Here is an 18,599-nt window from a genome sequence, read left to right on the forward strand (position 1 = left end):
TCTCCTACGGACACAAGATCCGCACTAATAGGGTGTCCACTAAACGAGGGTAACCTCACTTGCTGAAGAACCCTCAGTTGTAAGCGATCCACCATTCCGAGAATACGCAAGCGCCCACCAAGTAGAGGCGGGCGCTTAGACATAGATACTGGGTTACTGTTTGATGGCTACTACTTGGGTGCTGCCGTCGCGGAATTGAAAGGTGACCCTGCCGTCGACATCGACGGTGCCTTTGTCGAGCAAAGCTACGCAGAGGTATGGGCTGAAGACCAACTGTTCAAGTTCAAGGTTGGCGGTCTCTTGCCTGTAGTAGTGGTAGGTGGCCAGCCGGTTGTGCTTGTTGTGGATTTCGTCGACCACGGCAGCGTGCTCAGCTAACAGCGCCTGGTGCTGTTCTTGGCTAGCGTTGAACGCCTTCTCGTAAACCTGTTGGTCTTGCGCGACGCGTGCGTTGTGGGCGATTAGTGATTCGAGCTTTTTCGCTACCTGGTCGATCTGGGCGATCAGTCCGGCTGCTTCGACTTCGAGGTCGCTGGTGTCGAGCGCGTCGAGTACGGCGTGGTTGACGGTGTCATCGGCAGGTGAGCCGAAGCGGAGGCGGATAGCCTCGAGGAACATGTACTTGAGTCGTTCATCGTTGATGTGCCCAGTAGTGCACATGGTGTCGCCTTTGTATTTGTGGCCGCAGCGCCAGATGACCTTTTCGTATTTGCTGCCTGCGTGCCAGGTTTTCGAGCCGAAGAAGTGCCCGCACTGGCCGCAGACAAGGGTGGATGAGAAAGGTCGGGTGCGGTGTTGGGCTCGCTGATTCGCGGTGCCTTTGGCGAGTTCTGCTTGGACGAAGTCCCACACTGCGGGGCTGATGATGGCCTCGTGGTTTCCGGTGACGTAGTACTGGGGTACTTCGCCCTCGTTGATGACTTGCTTCTTAGTGAGGACGTCTGCGGTGTAGCTCTTTTGCAGGAGTGCGTCTCCTTTGTATTTCTCGTTGGTGAGAATGGAGCGCACGGACTGGTAATGCCAGGTTTTATTCCCTGCTGCCGTGTAGGTTGCTGGCTCGTCTGTCAGGGTGTGCGCGATATGCCTGATGGAGTGGCCTTCCAGGTACATGCCGTAGATCCGGCGCACAGTTTTGGCTTGCTCGGGGTTGATGACGAGGCTGCCGTCTTCACCTTTGTCGTATCCGAGGAACCGAGAGTATGGGACGGTGACCTTGCCGTCGGCGAAGCGTTTGCGGTGCCCCCAGGTGACGTTTTCGGAGATGGAGCGGGCTTCTTCTTGCGCCAGCGAGCTCATGATGGTGATGAGGAGCTCGCCCTTTGCGTCGAAGGTCCAGATGCCTTCTTTTTCGAAGAAGACCTCCACGCCTTTGTCTTTGAGCGCTCGAACGGTGGTGAGCGAGTCGACGGTGTTGCGGGCGAAACGGGACACGCTCTTGGTGATGATCAGGTCGATCTTGCCGTCGAGCGCGTCGGTCACCATCTGCTGGAATCCGGCGCGGTGTTTGGTTGAGGTGCCGGTGATGCCTTCATCGGTATAGACCTTGACGAACTGCCAGCCTGCGTGGTCGCTGATGTAGCGGGTGTAGTAGTCGACTTGGGCTTCGTAGGACGTGACCTGATCGTCGTGGTCGGTGGACACGCGGGCATACCCGGCGACCCTGCGCAGGGTTGTTTGTCCAAGTGGAGCACCAGTGTGGAGCGCTCGGGTGGCGGGGATTGCTGTGACGGTGCGGGCCATTTAGCGTTCGCCTCGCTCGGCGCGCAGCCGCTCAGCCTCTGCCTTGGCCACGGCCCGGTACTTCGCCAGCGCTTCTGGTGGTGTTGGTGCTTGCCGTGGGTTGTCCAACCCGAGCCTTTTGGCTTCGGCCCAGCGAGCACGCACGAGTTCACCCCAGGCGGCTTTTCTTACTGGGGTCCACGAGCTCTTCTTCAGGTTTGGTCGCCACGTGTGCGAGCTGCTGGTGCCATCGGTGTCGTGGAACGTGTAGCGGTCTTTTCCCTGCACGTCGATGTGGTCGATACGCTCGGTGAACACGTCCTCGTCGAAGGCCTCGATACCCAGGACTCGGGCGATGAAGCCTTTGAGTGCCGTGTCAGAGATCTCGCAGGTGCCGCATCCGGTTTTCCGGCCTTTCTTGCGTTCGGTGCAGATCCAGTGCTCGGTGGAGATCGAGTTTTGGGTTTTCGGATTGCGTACGTTGCGCACGAACGAGCAGCTGCAGGACACGCATTTGATCTTCGACGTCAACGCCACAGTTTCTATGGACCAGTTCGCCCGGGCCCCGAGTTCGCGTCGGCGTGCAATCTCGGTTTGAACCGCGACGAAGGTGTCGCGGTCGATGATGGCGGGGATCGCGTTTTCCACCAGGTATTGCGGCAACTGGCCGGTGTTGCGCACTGCTCGTGCAGGCTTACCCTCCGGAGTGGACCATCGCCCTAACAGGAGGTCGCCGGTGTAGTGCGGGTTCTTCAGGATGTGACGGACCCATTCCCCGGGCAACTTGTTATCAGCCTGGTGCGGAACCCTACCGTCAGCGATGAGCTGTGCGGCCATCTTTTCGCACGAGGTCTTCTTCATGTACTGGTCGAATATCCAGCACACCACGGCTGCTTCTTCTTCGATGATCTGGACGTCGGTGCCGTCAGCGGAGTCGGTGTAACCGTACAGGTGGAAGCCGTTCGCTTTTCCTTCTTCGAAGCCTTTCCAAATGCGCCACTTCACGTTTTGGCTGATTTGCTCTGATTCTGCCTGCGCGAAAGAGGCCAGCAGGGTGAGCATGAGTTCTCCGTCAGCGCTGGTTGAGGAGATGTTCTCTTTATCGAATCGCACCTCCACCTCGAGGTCTTTGAGCTCGCGGACGGTTTCGAGCAGGTCGACGGTGTTGCGAGCGAATCGCGAGATCGACTTGGTGAGGATCAGGTCGATTGCCCCTTCCCGGGCAAGGGCCAGCATTTCTTGGAACTGGGGTCGATGCGTGGGCTGCGTCTCTGCGCAGGCTCAACGTCTAGCTCAAGGGACTTGACCCCGGTCGGGAGTTAGGTTAGGCTAACCTAAGTGAAAGGAGGTTTGCTGTGACAGACCGATCCGGTACAGTTCGACGCTCAGCTCGCGGGGGATTAACCGACTCAATTCTAGGTACCCGAAATCTCATGATGGTGGCCTCCCTGTCGGTGGTCGGCCTCATCATCCTCATCCCACTGAGCTACATCGCGCCGGCGGGTGCGGCTTCGCAGAGCGCAGTCTGGCTCGGGGTGTCCCTTCTCGGACTTTGGGTCATTCCCTACCTCCTTCCTCTGGCCGTTGTGCGAAGGCCGGGCGCTTCGCTGCTGGCCGCGCTGATCATCGGAGTTGTGAGCGTATTTACTACTCCCACTGGGCCTGCCGCGATTGTCGGTAACGTCATTGGCGGGCTCCTGGTTGAGTTTCCCATGGCGTTGATGCTGTACCGGAAGTGGACGTGGTGGGCGTATCTGATCTCCGCCGCATTCTTCGGGGCATTTAACAGCCTGTTGTACCTCACGCTGCTCAAGCACGCGGTGGGAATCTCGGTATCGGGACTGATCGTGCTGGTGGGAGTCACGTCGTCCGTCATTGGCGGTTTGGCCGTCGTCGGACTAACCCGTTTGCTCAACAATGCAGGCGTAGGCGTAGGCGTAGACCATCGTGAGTGAAAGGCTGGCCTCCACTTTGAGCAGCGAGCAACGGTCTGTGAGCGAGTCCGCGCGGGCGCTCCTGGCGGTTGAGGATCTTTCCGTTCACTACTTGGGTCAGGACCGGTGGGTGCTGCAACGTCCAAGCCTGGTCCACCTGAGCGGTCAGGTAACGGCCGTCATTGGGCCCTCTGGATGCGGTAAAACTACCTTCGTCCGAGCCGTGTGCGGCCTTGTGCCCCACTGTCTGCCGTCCGAATACTCCGGCAGCGTTCAAATTGCCGGCGCCGAAATCGCCGACGCCACGGTCCAGTTGATCGCTACCAATGTCGCCTACGTGGGACAAAATCCGGATGCCGCAGTCATTACCCGTACGGTGTATGACGATGTCGCGTTTGCGCTGCAGAACCTCTGCCTGCCTGTTCCTGAGATTGATCGACGGGTACGCGAGGCATTGGCTGCGGTTGGTCTGGAGACCAAGCTGTGGGAGAGCCCATGGAGATTATCGGGCGGCCAACGCCAGCGCCTAGCGATCGCGGTAGCACTGGCTATGCAGCCCCGCTTACTTGTCCTCGATGAGCCAACATCGACTATTGACACGCAAGGCACGGACGAGTTTTACAGCGTCATCCAACAGCTGGTTAGCGATGGCGTGGGCATCGTGGTGATCGACCATGACCTCGACCCGGTCCTACCCCTGTGCGATCACGTCATAGCGCTCAACGCGCAGGGCGCGGTGATCGCGCAGGGAACTCCACATGAGGTTTTTCTCAGCCATACCGCGGAACTTGAGGCGTGCGGAGTGTGGCTGCCCCGTGCGTTACGCGACGAATCCCCGCACCACGCCTTGACCTGCGAGCAGGCGGGCATTCGAGTTCCCCGCATCACGGATATCTGTGGTGATTCGGTGCAATATCAGCGGCGCACCGAAGCAGGATGGGAAACCATCGATGCGATTGACACGCTCGACGGTGGAGGCAGCGCCACGGTAGAGCTGGCAGATTTCTGTGTTCCCGGACGTTCCCCAGCTATCTCTATGCGGCTACGGGGTGGCGAGTTTATCGCGCTTATAGGGCCGAATGGCGCAGGCAAAACATCCCTGCTCGCGGCGCTGGCGGGTCTCATACCATCAAAGGCACAACGCGCTACGGTCTGCGGAGAGGTTGTGCGGCGAGGGCGGCACCAGGTCGGCTACGTGTTTCAAAACCCGGAACATCAGATGGTTTGTTCCACCGTGGCTGGCGAAATCTCCACGGGGGATGTTTCCGCGTCTAAAGCCGAGGCTATTGTGGAGCAATTCCATCTCTCCCAGTATCGAGACCAACACCCGTTGACTCTCTCAGGCGGCCAGATTCGTAGACTATCGGTGGCTACGATGGTCGCCGAGAGCCGCGATGTGATTGTCCTTGACGAGCCCACGTACGGCCAGGACTGGGCGAATACCTGCGAACTCATGGCCTTCATCGACGAACTGCGCGCTGAGGGCAGAACCGTCATCATGGCCACCCACGACCTAGAACTTGCCCTATCACGCTGCAGCCACATCATCGCGCTACCTGCTGCCGTTAGCGAAACTCGTGAAAACGCCGCATCCGCAGCACCAGCGAACCCGCCTTCGCCGTCCGTGCCCCGTGGACTCTTCTCATCGTTCAATCCTGTGACGTTGCTATTGGCGCTAATCCCGGCGATGGTCATGGTGTTCGTATGCAAGGACCCGGCCGTCAATGTTGGAGTGCTCATCGCAGCGAGCCTGGCCATGGTAGCCGCGAGAGCGAGTCGCGCTCGAACGGTCATGTCACTGCTAGCACCCTGGGTCATCGCAGCTGTGCTACTGCCGGTGTTCCGCTACAACTACACCATTGAAGAGGTCAGCCCACTCTACAATCACGGTGGCGAGCTTGCGGCAGCGAGCGGTATCGGGGCACTGTTGTCCCTCATGCTGCTTTCAGGCATCAGCACTCATCCGGAAGCGCTGCTTCGCACGTTGACGACGACGTTCAAGCTTCCCTATCGGGTCACTGCGGCGGGAGCTGCGGCTGTCGCCTTCGTCACTCGTTTCCGGCAAGATTTCCAGCTGTTGCGCACAGCGCGGGCATTGCGGGGTATTGGGGCATCATGGGGGCCGTTAGCGCCCGCAATTCGATGGGTGGGTTCCCTCGTGCCGCTGGCGATCCTCGCCGTCCAGCACGGCGAACGGGTTGCCCTGTCGATGGATTCACGTGGCTTTGGCGCCTATCCGCGGCGCACGGAACTCCAACACACACCGTGGCAGGTGCGAGATTGGTGCCTGGTGGGCCTCCTTTGGGCCGTTACTGCGTTGCTGTGGTGGTGGCGCCAATGAACGTTTCGAAAGACTCGACTCGACAGGAGCCTGATGTGAGTATTTCCGTCGCCGCACTAATCCGCCCGGCCAAGGGCGCGATGGTCCTTTCCGCAGTCCTCACAGCCTTAGGCGCTATCGTCACGCTGGTGCCGTTCGTCGCCTTACACAACATGGCCGCGATCTGGCTTGACGGGCAGGTGCGCACCGGCTGGACCGGAAAGCCGTGGGTTTGGGCCGTGATAGCGGTGCTTTCGCTGTTCGTGGGCCAATTGCTCTACCTGTTTGGATTGGGTGTCACCCACGAGGCAGAAGCCAAGCTCCGACATCGGTTGCGCGGCAATGTGGTCCAAGCGCTGGGCAGTTTGCCCTTGGGTAGGGTCTCGCAGGTGCCGCATGGGGCCATCCGCAAGATGGTGTGTGACGATACCGCAGCTATCCATACTCTCGTTGCGCATGTTCCCGGTGATGTCACCAACGCCGTGGTCTCGATGGTCGTAGGCCTCGGGTATCTCGTGTGGGTCGATTGGCGACTGGCGCTCGCGCTCTTTGGAACGTGGGCCGTAGCGATCATGATCATCGTCAGCACGACCATGCGCGGCTATAGCGATATCACCGAGCGATTCGGACATGCCCAGACCGCACTGGCCGCAGCCACCGTCGAAATGCTTGAGGGCATTAAGGAGATCAAGAATTTCCAGGCCACCGATGCGACCCGAACGCGCTTTAACGCCGCCCGCCAGCAATTTTCTGCCATCTCCTTCGACTGGGTTCGTCGCTCCGGCAGAGCGATTAGTCTGCTCGGTTCGCTACTGCGTCCAGCCACGGTCTTCGTCACGGTCGCGTTACTGGCGGCGCTATTCGTCGCGCAGGATTGGAGCACGCTGTCGGCGACGCTGCCATTCTTCCTGATCGCTCCCGGTATCCCGGAGGGGTTCACGGTGCTAGTCGGTCTGATGCAGCATATCTATGAGTCGCAGCTGGCGGCTCGCACCACGGCAGAGCTGCTTTCCGAGAAACCCATGCCCGAAGGCAGCCGCACCCAAGAAGAGGGCCCAAACCCCGGCCAAGTTGAGGTCTGTGAGGTTTCCTTCTCCTACGAGCCTGACGTGCCCGTTGTGCACGGTGTCTCCTTTACGGCTGAGCCCGGAACGGTCACGGCTCTGGTGGGCCCGTCGGGCGGAGGGAAGTCCACACTGGCCCGGCTGATTGCGCGCTTTTACGACGTCAATGATGGCGTGGTACGCATCAGCGGTGTGGATGTGCGCGAGGCGAGTTTTTCGTGGCTACTTTCCCGCGTCGCGATCGTCCTACAGGACGTAACGTTGTCGAACGATTCGGTCCATACCAATATCGCGCTGTCGAAACCGTCGGCAACGCGCGCCGAGGTCGAGGCAGCAGCCCGTGCGGCATGCATCCACGATCGCATTATGCGTCTGCCCGAGGGGTATGACACCGTGCTTGGCGAGGTTGGTGGCTTCCTCTCGGGCGGTGAGCGGCAACGCATCACCCTGGCGCGAGCATACTTGCAGGATGCGCCGATCTTGATTCTCGACGAGGCCACCGCGCAAGCAGACCCCCAGTCGGAGCGTGCGATCCACGAAGCGCTCAGCACCTTGGCATCCGGGCGCACGGTGATCATCATCGCGCATCGACTCGCCACCATCCGAGACGCCGACCAGATCCTCGTGATTGAGGACGGCCACATCACTCAGCGTGGTAGGCACGAGGACTTGGTCGACCAAGCGGGGACCTATAGCGAGATGTGGCGGGCCCAAGAACTCCATTACATGGCCTAAGGAGAAACACGCTCATGTGGAACCTAATGATCAGGGTCGTCAACAGGGCCGAGTTGCGTACGTTGGTGGGCTGGTTCGCCTTCTCCGCTGTCCTACAAGGCATCACACTGGCGTTGATGATCCCCTTCCTTCGGGCATTATTCTCCCGCTCTGAAACCCTTGGCACCTGGCTCGTCGTCGTTGCCATCCTCGGCGCGATCACGGTGACGGTCGACACCTTCGCGATGTACCGCTCCTATCGGATCAGCGTCTATGAAGTATGCGATACCTTAATTGATCGCGTAGCAGATCATGTCTTGCAGCTGCCGCTTGGGTGGTTTAATGCCAAACGCGAAGCGGACGTGGCTAATGCGACATCCAAGGAGATCAACACCCTGTCGCATCTGGCATCAATGGTGATCCCGAACCTGTGCAACGCCTTCATCGTGCCGTTGGTGATGCTCGTTGCCACCGCATTCATTGAGTGGCCGTTAGCTGTGGTCATGGCAGTGTCGATCTTGCCGTTTATTCTCACGTGGCGGAAAATGTCGGCGGCAACAACCAGAGCCAATGACATGGAAGACCGTACCTCGGCCGCCGCAGCCGGCCGGTTGATTGAGTTCGCCAGGCTACAACCGGTGCTTCGAGCCACGGGTGCCGCGACGTCGTGGGACCCCGTACAAGAGACTCTGCAAGCCGACTCTGAGGCGACGTTGGCCGGGCTTCGGATCAAGGGCCGACCTGCCCAAGGATTCAACCTCATCGCTAACGTGACTTTCGCGGTGGTGCTCGCCTTGGGGCTGTCGTTCGTGACCGGAGCGCGTCTGGACCCGATTGCGTATCTGGTGATCGCGGCGGTCAGTGCGCGCATGCTGCTGCCGCTCACAAAAGCCGCGCTCTACGCATCTGAGGTCGATAACGCCGCAGTGGCGTTGCGCCAGATGGGAATAATCCTTGATGCCGCGCCACTTGCCGAACCTGATTCCGAGCAGGCACGGGAACCGCGTGGGACGTCGATTGATTTCCGAGGAGTGTCGTTTTCCTACGAGTCAGGCCGGCCTGTCCTAGACGATGTCTCGCTCACCGCCCCGCAGGGAGCAGTCACCGCACTAGTGGGGCCGTCAGGGGCCGGGAAGTCGACGATCTTGCGTCTCACCGCAAGGTTTTGGGATGTCGACGCCGGTAGCGTGACCATCGGCGGGGTGGACGTGCGCGAGATTCCAACCACGCGGATCATGGAGCTGACCTCGATGGTGTTCCAGGACACCTACCTGTTTGACACCACGATCCGGGAGAATCTGCGGATTGCCCGTCCCAATGCGACGGACGCCGAGTTGGAAGAAGCAGCTCGCAAGGCGAGACTTGATCGGGTGATTGAGGCGCTGCCTCACGGTTGGGATACCGAAGTGGGGCCTGCCGGGCAGAGCCTGTCTGGAGGTGAGCGCCAACGAGTGGCAATCGCTCGGGCATTCATCAAGGATGCTCCGATACTGCTGCTCGACGAGATTACCTCGGCGCTGGACGGCGAGAATGAATCGGCGATTAGCGACGTCATCAGTCAACTATCTGAGGGCCGCACTGTGATCGTGGTAGCGCACAGACTATCCACCATAGATAGCGCCGATCAGGTGGTCTTCCTCGAACCCTTAGCGGACGGTGCTATCGTCGCCGAAACCGGCACGCCTAAGGAATTGTCTAGTCGGCCCGGACGGTTCCACGATTTCGTGGCTGCCGCCGATGCGTCGTATCGTTGGCAGCTGAGACACACCTCAGATTAGCGGACGCGGTCCCGGTGTCAGGCGCCAAGCCCTAAACCCACAGCTCGAATCGGAGTACCTCGACACGTTTGGCACACGTGGTGCTGTCGCGAACATGGCGCTAGTGGGATCATGTGCGAACAGCATCTCGCTGATGAGCGAGGGCGCTACTAATCACCAAGGGAGTTGAGTCCCTCATAGTGGTGTAGCGGGGTGGTCGTGCTGGACAGCAGGGCGGTCACCGCGTGATCCTCGAGTTTCGTCCCCTACAACTCACTCGCGAAAGGCCACACGATGACCGCTACCCATATTGTCGACCCTGCCGGGCTGCTTGGCGAACTGCTTGCCGAGGCGTCACCTGTTGCAGACTGTGATCAACGAGTTGCTGTCTGCGGATGCTGATGCGGTTGCAGGTGCCGAGTACGGCCGCCCAGATCCTGACCGACGGGCCCAGCGCAACGGCTACCGCCACCGGCCTCTCGATACCCGTGTTGAGACCTTGGACATCGCGGTCCCGAAACTACGCCAGGGCACCTATTTCCCTGAGTGGCTGCTGGAGCGTCGCAAGCGCGCCGAGTCCGCATTGATCACTGTTGTTGCCGACTGCTATCTCGCTGGAGTCAGTACTCGCCGGATGGACAAGTTGGTCAAGACGTTGGGAATCGACCGGCTGTCGAAGTCCCAGGTCTCTCGCATGGCCGCCGAGTTGGACGAGCACGTCGCCGAGTTTCGACACCGCCCACTAGGCGATGCTGGGCCGTTCACGTTCGTGACCGCCGACGCGTTGACGATGAAAGTTCGCGAGGGAGGTCGTGTGGTCAACGCGGTCGTCATGCTCGCGACCGGGGTCAACGCCGACGGGCATCGCGAAGTCTTAGGGATGCGGGTCGCCACGAGCGAGACCGGCCCGGCCTGGAACGAGTTTTTCGCCGATCCGGTCGCCCGAGGACTGTCCGGGGTCCGGCTGGTCACCTCCGACGCCCACCGAGGCATCGTGGAAGCGATCGCGGCGAACCTGCCCGGTGCCGTCTGGCAGCGTTGCCGCACTCACTACGCCGCGAACCTGATGAGCATCACTCCCAAGAGCTTGTGGCCGGCGGTCAAGGTCATGCTCCACTCCGTCTATGACCAGCCTGACGCCGATGCTGTTCACGCCCAGTTCGACCGGCTACTGGACTACACCGCCGAGAAACTCCCCGACGTCGCAGACCACCTCGATGCCGCCCGCGCTGACATTCTCGCGTTCACCAGCTTCCCGACCGAGGTCTGGCAGCAGATCTGGTCGAACAACCCCACCGAACGGCTGAACCGCGAGATCCGGCGCCGCACCGATGCGGTTGGGATCTTCCCAAACCGGGAAGCGATTGTCCGGCTCGTCGGCGCCGTCCTGGCCGAGCAAACCGATGAATGGGCAGAAGGCCGCCGCTACCTCGGCCTGGAAGTCCTCGCCAAGAGCCGCCTCAACCTGATCACCACACCCACAACCACGACCGATGCCGACATGCCCGCACTCGCAGGCTAAAACCCCAAACGAGAGGAAAACGCCGTTACACCACTACAAGGGACTTGACCCCCAACTTGCTAAAAGCTTTGTAGTTGACTAGGAGTGCAGATGGTCGTCGGCCCACCTGCAAGAACGAATAGCAAGCGGTATCGTCTACAGGTAGAGGTGCTACCCGCATCATTTGTCGAGACCCCGCGTCTATTCTTGCGCGCGAGATCCCGACTGGTTCACCCCCTCTACGGACGCCAGCCGGGTAGTGACGTGCCAGATACTCAGCGGTACAGCAGGCTAATCTCCAAACGTCCGCGGCAGCCGGAATTCCCAGTTCATAGCCGGTAATGACGCTATCCGATAGCGCCACTCCGCACTGGGGTCTTGTATCCAACGTGACCAGTTGTGCGATCCGGCGTGTGGCTGCGGCAACTTCCTTATCATCGCCTACCGCGAGCTTCGCGCCCTCGAGCTGAAGATCCACGAGCGGCTCCAGGAATTGAACAGTGGCGGCGTTCAGCTGGACCTCATGGCGGAAGATCTTGTGCACGTGCGCCTTCGCCAGTTCCACGGCATCGAGATCGAGGAGTGGCCCGCGACAATTGCCCGCACCGCGATGTTCCTCGTGGAGCATCAGGCAAACCAGGCCATGAACCTCACTCTCGGCTATTCGAAGCCGATGCTTCCCCTCCAGGATTCCGCCCAGATCACCGTGGGCAACGCATTGCGCCTCGATTGGCGCGAGCTCGTGCCGACGGGCCCGAACACATTCATCATGGGCAATCCGCCGTTCATTGGGCAGTACACGAAGGCAGCGGATCAAACGGAGGATATGAAGCTCGTGTGGGGCGAGCTTTACGACGGTTACCTCGAGTACGTGACCGCTTGGTTCAAAAGTCGAGCGATTTCTTCCGTTCCGTCACTGGCGGCCGCTTCGCGTTCGTGTCCACAAACTCCATTGCGCAGGGCCAGCCCGTTCCCGCGCTGTTTGGCCCGCTTTTCGACGTGGGCTGGCGTATCCGTTTCGCCCACCAAACCTTCGCGTGGCAGAGCGAAGTACCCGGAAGTGCCGCCGTTCACTGTGTCATTACCGGCTACGACAAGCACGAACGCAGCGCCCCGCAGCTGTTCACCTACAACAATGTCAAAGGCGAGCCGCCCCAGGTTCCCGCAAAGCAGATCAATGCCTACCTCGTGGATGGGCCGAACGTACTTGTACAGAAGCGATCAAAGGCGTTGAGCCCTCAGCTTCCGAAAGTTGCTTTCGGCTCTAAACCAGCTGACGGAGGCAACCTCATTGTCGAAGCCGATGAATATTCCGAAGTTGCCGCGGACCCCACCGCCGCGAAATATCTACGGGAGTTTCGTCAAGGTCGCGAAGTCGTTCGAGGCCTTGATCGTTGGTGCCTGTGGATGGCGGATGAAGACTTCGAGCCCAGCGACATCCAACGTGCACCGGTACTGAAAGAAAGAGTAGAAGCCTGCCGTCGGTGGCGCTCGTCGCAAACGACGGGCAGCGATGCCTATAAGCTCCGAGACACGCCCCACTTGTTTAGGGGAAATGCGAACCGTCCGCTAGTGCCTTACGTAGGGATCCCCGCTGTGGTTTCGGAAGCAAGAAACTTTTACACTGTGCAACATCTCCCGGAGACAGTTATAACCGGAAACCAACTTTTTACTGCCGAGGACCCTGACGGTTTCCTTTTCGGCGTGATTTCGTCGTCGATGTTCATCACATGGCAGCGCGCGGTGGATGGCCAGCTTAAATCAGACTTACGCTTCTCGAACACGCTCGTGTGGAACAACCTCCCGCTCCCCGCCGTCGAACCGGAACTGCGCGAAAAGATCATCGAGGCGGGCAAGGGCGTGATCGCGGCGCGCGAGCTGCATCCCGAGCGTTCTCTCGCCGAGCACTACAACCCCCTCGCGATGAGCCCCGCGCTTCTCAAGGCGCACGCTGCGCTCGATCGCGTCGTCGACAAAGCGTTCGGCGCGAAGAAACCGCTCCACTCGAACGAGGAGCGCCTCACCCTGCTCTTTGAGCGCTACGCAGAGATGACCGCCGCTGAAAACGAAGGCCCGCGGCGGTAGTGCTTTTGCGGGCGTCAAAGCGCGACTTTGGCGGTCGCGGCGGCTTCTGCCGATCGACCCTGCATGGCTAACATCGCCTAAAGGTGATATTATCGATCTGTGGCGATGTATATGGGTGAAGAAACCTCCCTCGAAGAACGTGAGAACTGGGTGACTCTCTTTAAGAGCCTCGCCGATGGTCATCGGCTTCAAATCATCCAGCATTTGCTGTTAGGCGAACACCGCGTGACGGACCTCGTCGAGCACGTGGGTCTTGCGCAATCGACAGTGTCAACGCACGTGGCCTCGCTACGAAAAAGTGGGCTCCTCGCAAGCCACACGCATGGCCGCGCGACGTACTACACCTTGGCGTATCCCGAGGAAACGAAGACGCTTCTCACGGCGGCAAAGGCCTTCTTCGACGGCACCGAAAAACTGAGGCAAACCTCGCAGCCGGAGAGCACGAGCCATGACTAAACCATCCGTGTCGCGCAGGCGCAAGCACTCTCACGAGGCACACGACCACAGCATCTCTGCCGACGCCGACCGCACGACTCTGTGGGTGGCCTTGATTGTGCTGAGCGTCTTTATGGTCGCCGAAGTCATCGTCAGCCTTCTGACTGGCTCCCTCGCACTGCTGTCGGATGCCGGGCACATGCTGTCCGACGTCGGAGCGATCGGGCTAGCGCTATGGACCATTCGCCTCGCCGCTCGGCCTGCCCAAGGGGCGTGGACCTGGGGCCTCAAACGCGTGGAAACCATCTCCGCCGCGGTCAACGGCATTACGCTCCTGATCGTGGCTGGAGTCATCGCTGTGGAGGCAGTCCGGCGTCTGTTCGAACCACCCGAGGTCGACGGTGGCCCCGTGCTGATCGTTGCCCTGGTCGGGGTGGTCGTGAACATCGTCGTCGCGTGGTTGGTTGCTCGCGCCAATCGCTCAAGCCTCAATATCGAAGGTGCCTACCAACACATTCTTACCGACCTCTACGGCTTCCTCGGAACCATTGTTGCCGCGCTCATCATCATGGTGACCGGGTGGACTCTTGCCGATGTCATTGCGTCCCTTCTGGTGTGTGCCCTCATGGTGCACGCAGCGTGGAATCTCTTGCGCGCCGTCGGCCGAATTCTGCTCGAAGCAGCCCCGGAAGGAATTGACCTCGAGGAAGTCACCACCCACTTTCTTGAACTTCCCCACGTGCAGCGCGTGCATGACCTGCATGTGTGGAGCGTCGCGAGCGACCTGCCGGCACTATCAGCCCACATTGTTGTCGACGACGAGTGCTTTACCGACGGACATATTCCCGAATTACTCGGCCAAGTGCAGCACTGCGTCGCGGGACATTTCGACGTTGAACACTCTACCTTCCAGTTCGAGCCGCCTCATCACGGGCCAAAAGAACTCTCCGTTCACCCTTGAGCGGGCAAGGAGCACTGATCCGGCACTCTCCCGAGCAACGGAAGGGGTGCCTGCAAGCAAAGTTCCTCCTTGGCGAACGAGATGAGCGTGAACTTGAGTGCCTGGGCTCTATAGATAATCGCGAAAGTCCGCCAGTTCCTGGCCGACGCGAGAGATGTACGTCGGCAGCGCCATGCCTGTCATTGACGAGTAGTGAGTGATCCGAGCGACCTGAGTGCCATCTCCGCAACACTCCCGAAGTGCACCGAGGGATGCGGGATCATGAAGTGCTCTGAAGGCCTCTGCACCAAGACAAATGATGAGTGGGTCGTGGCTACCGAGAGTTTGGAGTTCCTTGCACAGGCCCTCGATCTGCTCGCGCACGAAGCGTGGATCCCGTAGAAGCGTGTTGATGGGCATCGACTTGCTGCTTCGGAACGGCGCGAGCGTACCGTTTCGCATTTTCACGAGATCGGTAATGTACGCGCCCTCGAGTCCATTGCCTTTGCATGCCTCACGTAGACGCTTATCGCTTGTGCGACCACACTCTTCATGAAAGCTCGCGAAGCTCAAATTGTCAGTGACGTCGGTGATGTCGGCGGCCCGCTCGGCAAAGTTGAGGGCGACGAGTACAAGATCTGTGCGTAGCGAAGGGAGCTCGGTATCCAACTGTTGCTGGCTCCGCACTTCTCCAAACGTGCGAACTACAGAATCGAGCTTCAATTGTGGAGCGCGGATGGGGTCGGGGTGCCAAGTCGATTCATTCCACACGGCCCAACTCCCGCAGAGACCGTAGCGCGTGCGCATTAAGTCGAAGATTTGGTAATCCACTGACGAATCCCTCGAGATTAGTTCTTCAGTTAGTTGGCTCTGAGGGTAGCGTTGGAGAGGACTGGTTTTGAAATCGTTAGGACGTCCACCATGGCTACCGACAATACCCCCACAATCGATGAGTTTCGGCCGGTGGTGTTAGCCGTTCTTGCTGACGGCAAAGTTCGTGGTTTTCGAGAATTATGTGAACTTGTTGCTGATGCCGCTGGGCTCACACAGGAGACACGGAGTGAACGACTCAATTCGGGTCAGCCGCGATTCATGAATCGTACGGGGTGGGCGTGCTCGAGTATGACCAAGGCGGGCCTTCTCGAACGTCCGAAGCGGGGGACGTATCGCATCACCCCCAACGGTCTTCAAGTCGCACAACGGAACCTGCTTTCTTATACGGAAAAAGACCTGTTCGAGTGGAGGGCCTGGCAGGAATATCAGAATGAGGTCACCGCCCGGCGATCCGAAGACGCGCCCGCCCCCGCTGTGGTTAACGAGGCTGCTGAAGAGGCCGATCCGGTCGAGGCTATCGCTACGCGCACACGTGACTTCAACGCTCAGGTTGAAACCGACCTCCGGAAGCGCCTCCAGGAAAACTCGCCAGAGTTCTTTGAAAAAGCCGTCATCGACTTGTTGTGGGCAATGGGCTACGGCGGCGATTATGGCGAGAAGCAGCATGTTGGGCGCTCGGGCGATGGCGGGATTGATGGCATCATCCACCAGGATGCCCTCGGCCTCACGAACGTGTATATCCAGGCGAAACGCTACGCCGACACCAACAGGGTTGGTGAGCCCGAAATCCGCAACTTCATCGGCTCTCTCGATGCACAGGGTGCCAACCTCGGTGTATTCATCACGACCTCAACATTTCTAGACCGAGCGAAAGTCACCGCTGCCGGTTACCGTCACGGGCGGATCGTGCTGATCGACGGCTTGCGCCTCACGAAGCTGATGCTCGCCTACGGCGTCGGCGTCGAGAAGGCCCACGAGTTCACGCTCTATTCCGTGGACGAGGACTACTTCGAAGAAGACATACAGTAGAAATGGCCCGCCAAGCGTTGCCGTTCGGCGGGCCGAGAGGCAAGGGCAGAGCTCTTACTCGGAGAACGTGATCTGAGTGAACTTCTCCGTCTGCTCGCGGATGCCCGTTTCGGTGGGGAACCGCTCGATGGAGGAAGCGCCGTAGAAGCCGACGATGCCGTCGGTGTTATCGAGAATGTATTGAGCATCCTCGGGATTGGCGATCGGGCCGCCGTGGCAGAGGCACAGGATGTCCGGGTTCACGCTTCGTGCAGCGTCGGCGAGCTCTTGGACCTTCTTGGCTGACTCCTCGAGAGTGAGAGCGGTCTGCGCACCGATCGTGCCCGAGGTCGTGAGGCCCATATGGGGCACGAGAATATCGGCGCCTGCAGCGGCCATTTCTTTCGCCTGTTCGATGTCGAAGACGTAGGGCGAGGTGAGAAGATCAAGCTCATTCGCCATGCGAATCATGTCGATCTCGGGGCCAAAGCCCATGCCGGTTTCCTCGAGATTCGCGCGGAAAACACCGTCGATGAGGCCAACCGTCGGAAAATTCTGTACACCCGCGAAGCCGATCTCTTTGACCTGCTTCAAGAAATGCGGCATCACGCGGAACGGATCCGTGCCGTTCACGCCCGCGAGCACAGGGGTGTGCTTCACAACCGGAAGCACCTCGTTTGCCATCTCCATGACGATGCCGTTCGCGTCTCCATAGGCGAGGAGCCCGGAGAGTGAGCCGCGGCCAGCCATGCGGAAGCGTCCGGAGTTGTAAATGACGAGGAGGTCAATACCGCCGGCCTCCGCCGACTTCGCCGAAATACCCGTTCCGGCACCGCCGCCGATGATGGGCTTTCCGCTCGCGACCTTTGCACGCAGCGCTTCAAGGATTTCTTTGCGGGACATGTCAGTTCTCCTTCTTTCCCGATTGGTTGCGGATAAGTTCGTGGAGGCGTTCGGCCATTGCGCGGCCGAAGCCCTCGTCATTGATGGCACAGCCTTGCTCGTGCACGGCAACGGGGCTGCCTTCGAGGCTCTGCTTCACGGCGTCAAAAAGTGCGGTATCTGCTTCGGGGTCATGGAATGGGCCGCCCTCAACATCGATGCCACTCAAGCCTTTTGAGGGAATGAAAAGCTCGGTGGGCCCCTTCGCGGCGGCAAGCTTCGTGCCGATGCGGCGACCCAGTTCGTGTGTCTCGGTGGGGGAGGTGCGCATGAGAGTGACCGTCGGGTTGTGCACGAGGAATGTGCGGCCCTCAAATTCGCTCGGGACCGAGTCTTTTGGACCGAAGTTCACCATGTCGAGGGCGCCAAGGCTCACCACTTGCGGCGTTCCCGTACGCCCTGCCATCTCGAGCCGGTCGGGTCCGGCACTTAGCACTCCGCCCACAAGATCGTCGGCGAGTTCCGTTGTCGTCAGGTCGCACACGCCAACAATCAATTCCGACTCGATGAGCTTTTCCATTGCCCGGCCGCCTGTGCCGGTCGCGTGAAACACGAGTACTTCGTAGCCGAGATCCGAGAGAGTCTTGCGAGCCTCATCTGCTGCGGGAGTGGTGAGCCCGAACATCGTGAGTCCCACGAGAGGGCGGTGCTCAACAGGGGTTCTCTTCGTGCGTGCTTCGAATTCCTTCGCCATTCCTGCGATTGCTGCGGCCGCATTGCCGAGTACCATCGCAGAAATCGAGTTGATGCCGGCAACATCCACGACCGAGTACATAAGTGTCGTGTCCGTTTCGCCGACATACGGAGAAACATCCCCCGAGGCCATGGTCGACACGAGAAGCTTCGGAAAGCCCACCGGAACCGCTTGCATCGCGGGCGCGGCCACAGACGAACCGCCCGAGCCACCGACCGCAAGAAGACCGTGAATGCGGCCCTCTTCCGCGAGCTTCTGCACGATCGTGGCAGCACCGCGACCCATGACCGCCATCATTTCGCCGCGGTCGCGGCGCTCTCTAAGTTTCGCGGCATCCTCGCCGGCGGCCTCGATAACTTCGTCGGAAGAGACATCCGCGAAATCGGCCGTGGAAAACGAGCCGACGTCGACGGCGAGCACGTTGACTCCCAATTCTGTGAGACGCCCTTTCAGCCAGGCATAGTCTTCGGCTTTTGTATCGAGCGTTCCTACCAAGGCAATGGTCGTCATTATGCACTCCTTCGTCATCGACTTCTTCCACGGTAGATCTCTGGGATGGGCACTGGCTAGGAAGCCACCTCCTCAGCCGGCCCTTACGGTTTCGAGACCACTCATGGGCTACGCGTACATGTGTGGCTAAGAACGCCCAGGT

General features: G+C 59.9%; 13 protein-coding genes and 3 pseudogenes. 10 read left to right on the plus strand and 6 right to left on the minus strand.

The window, feature by feature from the left end:
* Positions 1 to 153 precede the first annotated feature (153 nt).
* The 3 genes and pseudogenes from DAD186_RS00160 to DAD186_RS11215 form a co-directional block, all read right to left on the minus strand.
* On the minus strand, positions 154 to 1,740 hold the full coding sequence (locus DAD186_RS00160; RefSeq protein WP_065247000.1) for a recombinase family protein: 1,587 nt from the start codon (positions 1,738 to 1,740) through the stop codon (positions 154 to 156).
* Positions 1,741 to 2,724, minus strand: a complete 984-nt coding sequence (locus DAD186_RS00165; RefSeq protein ID WP_257737096.1) for a recombinase family protein — start codon at positions 2,722 to 2,724, stop codon at positions 1,741 to 1,743.
* Positions 2,698 to 2,967 (minus strand): annotated as a pseudogene (locus DAD186_RS11215) (recombinase family protein); the annotation flags it as partial. The gene DAD186_RS00165 and the pseudogene DAD186_RS11215, both read right to left, overlap by 27 nt.
* A 185-nt stretch (positions 2,968 to 3,152) precedes the next feature.
* Between DAD186_RS11215 and DAD186_RS00170 the strand changes: the two are divergent.
* From DAD186_RS00170 to DAD186_RS00210, 9 genes and pseudogenes are all read left to right on the plus strand, one after another.
* A complete protein-coding gene (locus DAD186_RS00170) occupies positions 3,153 to 3,674 on the plus strand; it encodes an ECF transporter S component (RefSeq protein WP_236886259.1) in 522 nt (173 codons plus the stop codon).
* A gap of 37 nt (positions 3,675 to 3,711) precedes the next feature.
* Positions 3,712 to 5,994 (plus strand): ATP-binding cassette domain-containing protein, encoded by a 2,283-nt coding sequence (locus tag DAD186_RS00175; RefSeq protein WP_082991210.1) that lies wholly within the window; start codon positions 3,712 to 3,714, stop codon positions 5,992 to 5,994.
* Positions 5,995 to 6,029: 35 nt separating this feature from the next.
* Positions 6,030 to 7,772, plus strand: coding sequence for an ABC transporter ATP-binding protein (locus DAD186_RS00180; protein ID WP_013170751.1), 1,743 nt, complete (start codon positions 6,030 to 6,032; stop codon positions 7,770 to 7,772).
* 14 nt (positions 7,773 to 7,786) lie between these two features.
* On the plus strand, positions 7,787 to 9,529 hold the full coding sequence (locus DAD186_RS00185) for an ABC transporter ATP-binding protein (protein WP_065247003.1): 1,743 nt from the start codon (positions 7,787 to 7,789) through the stop codon (positions 9,527 to 9,529).
* A 273-nt stretch (positions 9,530 to 9,802) separates the two neighbouring features.
* A pseudogene (locus DAD186_RS00190) lies at positions 9,803 to 11,030 on the plus strand (IS256 family transposase).
* A 376-nt stretch (positions 11,031 to 11,406) separates the two neighbouring features.
* Positions 11,407 to 12,764, plus strand: a pseudogene (locus DAD186_RS11255) (DNA methyltransferase); the annotation flags it as partial.
* Between the two features lie 105 nt (positions 12,765 to 12,869).
* A complete protein-coding gene (locus DAD186_RS11260) occupies positions 12,870 to 13,094 on the plus strand; it encodes a type IIL restriction-modification enzyme MmeI (RefSeq protein ID WP_311201302.1) in 225 nt (74 codons plus the stop codon).
* 111 nt (positions 13,095 to 13,205) lie between these two features.
* Positions 13,206 to 13,550 carry an ArsR/SmtB family transcription factor gene (locus DAD186_RS00205; RefSeq protein ID WP_236886260.1) on the plus strand — a complete coding sequence of 115 codons (345 nt, stop codon included), beginning with the start codon at positions 13,206 to 13,208 and terminating at the stop codon, positions 13,548 to 13,550.
* Positions 13,543 to 14,490, plus strand: a complete 948-nt coding sequence (locus DAD186_RS00210) for a cation diffusion facilitator family transporter (RefSeq protein ID WP_065247006.1) — start codon at positions 13,543 to 13,545, stop codon at positions 14,488 to 14,490. Before DAD186_RS00205 ends, DAD186_RS00210 begins: the two co-directional genes overlap by 8 nt.
* Before the next feature lie 108 nt (positions 14,491 to 14,598).
* Here the strand turns inward: DAD186_RS00210 and DAD186_RS00215 are convergent, their stop codons facing one another.
* Entirely contained in the window at positions 14,599 to 15,156 is a 558-nt protein-coding gene (locus DAD186_RS00215; protein ID WP_157457049.1) for a hypothetical protein, read from the minus strand.
* Positions 15,157 to 15,390: 234 nt separating this feature from the next.
* On the opposite strand from DAD186_RS00215, the gene DAD186_RS00220 reads away from it, so the two are divergent.
* A complete protein-coding gene (locus DAD186_RS00220; protein ID WP_065247008.1) occupies positions 15,391 to 16,332 on the plus strand; it encodes a restriction endonuclease in 942 nt (313 codons plus the stop codon).
* Between the two features lie 54 nt (positions 16,333 to 16,386).
* Here the strand turns inward: DAD186_RS00220 and DAD186_RS00225 are convergent, their stop codons facing one another.
* Positions 16,387 to 17,214: a phosphoenolpyruvate hydrolase family protein gene (locus tag DAD186_RS00225; protein WP_065247009.1), complete on the minus strand. Its 828-nt coding sequence runs from the start codon at positions 17,212 to 17,214 to the stop codon at positions 16,387 to 16,389.
* A 1-nt stretch (position 17,215) separates the two neighbouring features.
* Positions 17,216 to 18,457 (minus strand): Tm-1-like ATP-binding domain-containing protein, encoded by a 1,242-nt coding sequence (locus tag DAD186_RS00230; RefSeq protein ID WP_065247010.1) that lies wholly within the window; start codon positions 18,455 to 18,457, stop codon positions 17,216 to 17,218.
* Positions 18,458 to 18,599: the final 142 nt, after the last annotated feature.

This window comes from Dermabacter vaginalis (assembly GCF_001678905.1).
Taxonomy (GTDB): Bacteria; Actinomycetota; Actinomycetes; order Actinomycetales; family Dermabacteraceae; genus Dermabacter; species Dermabacter vaginalis.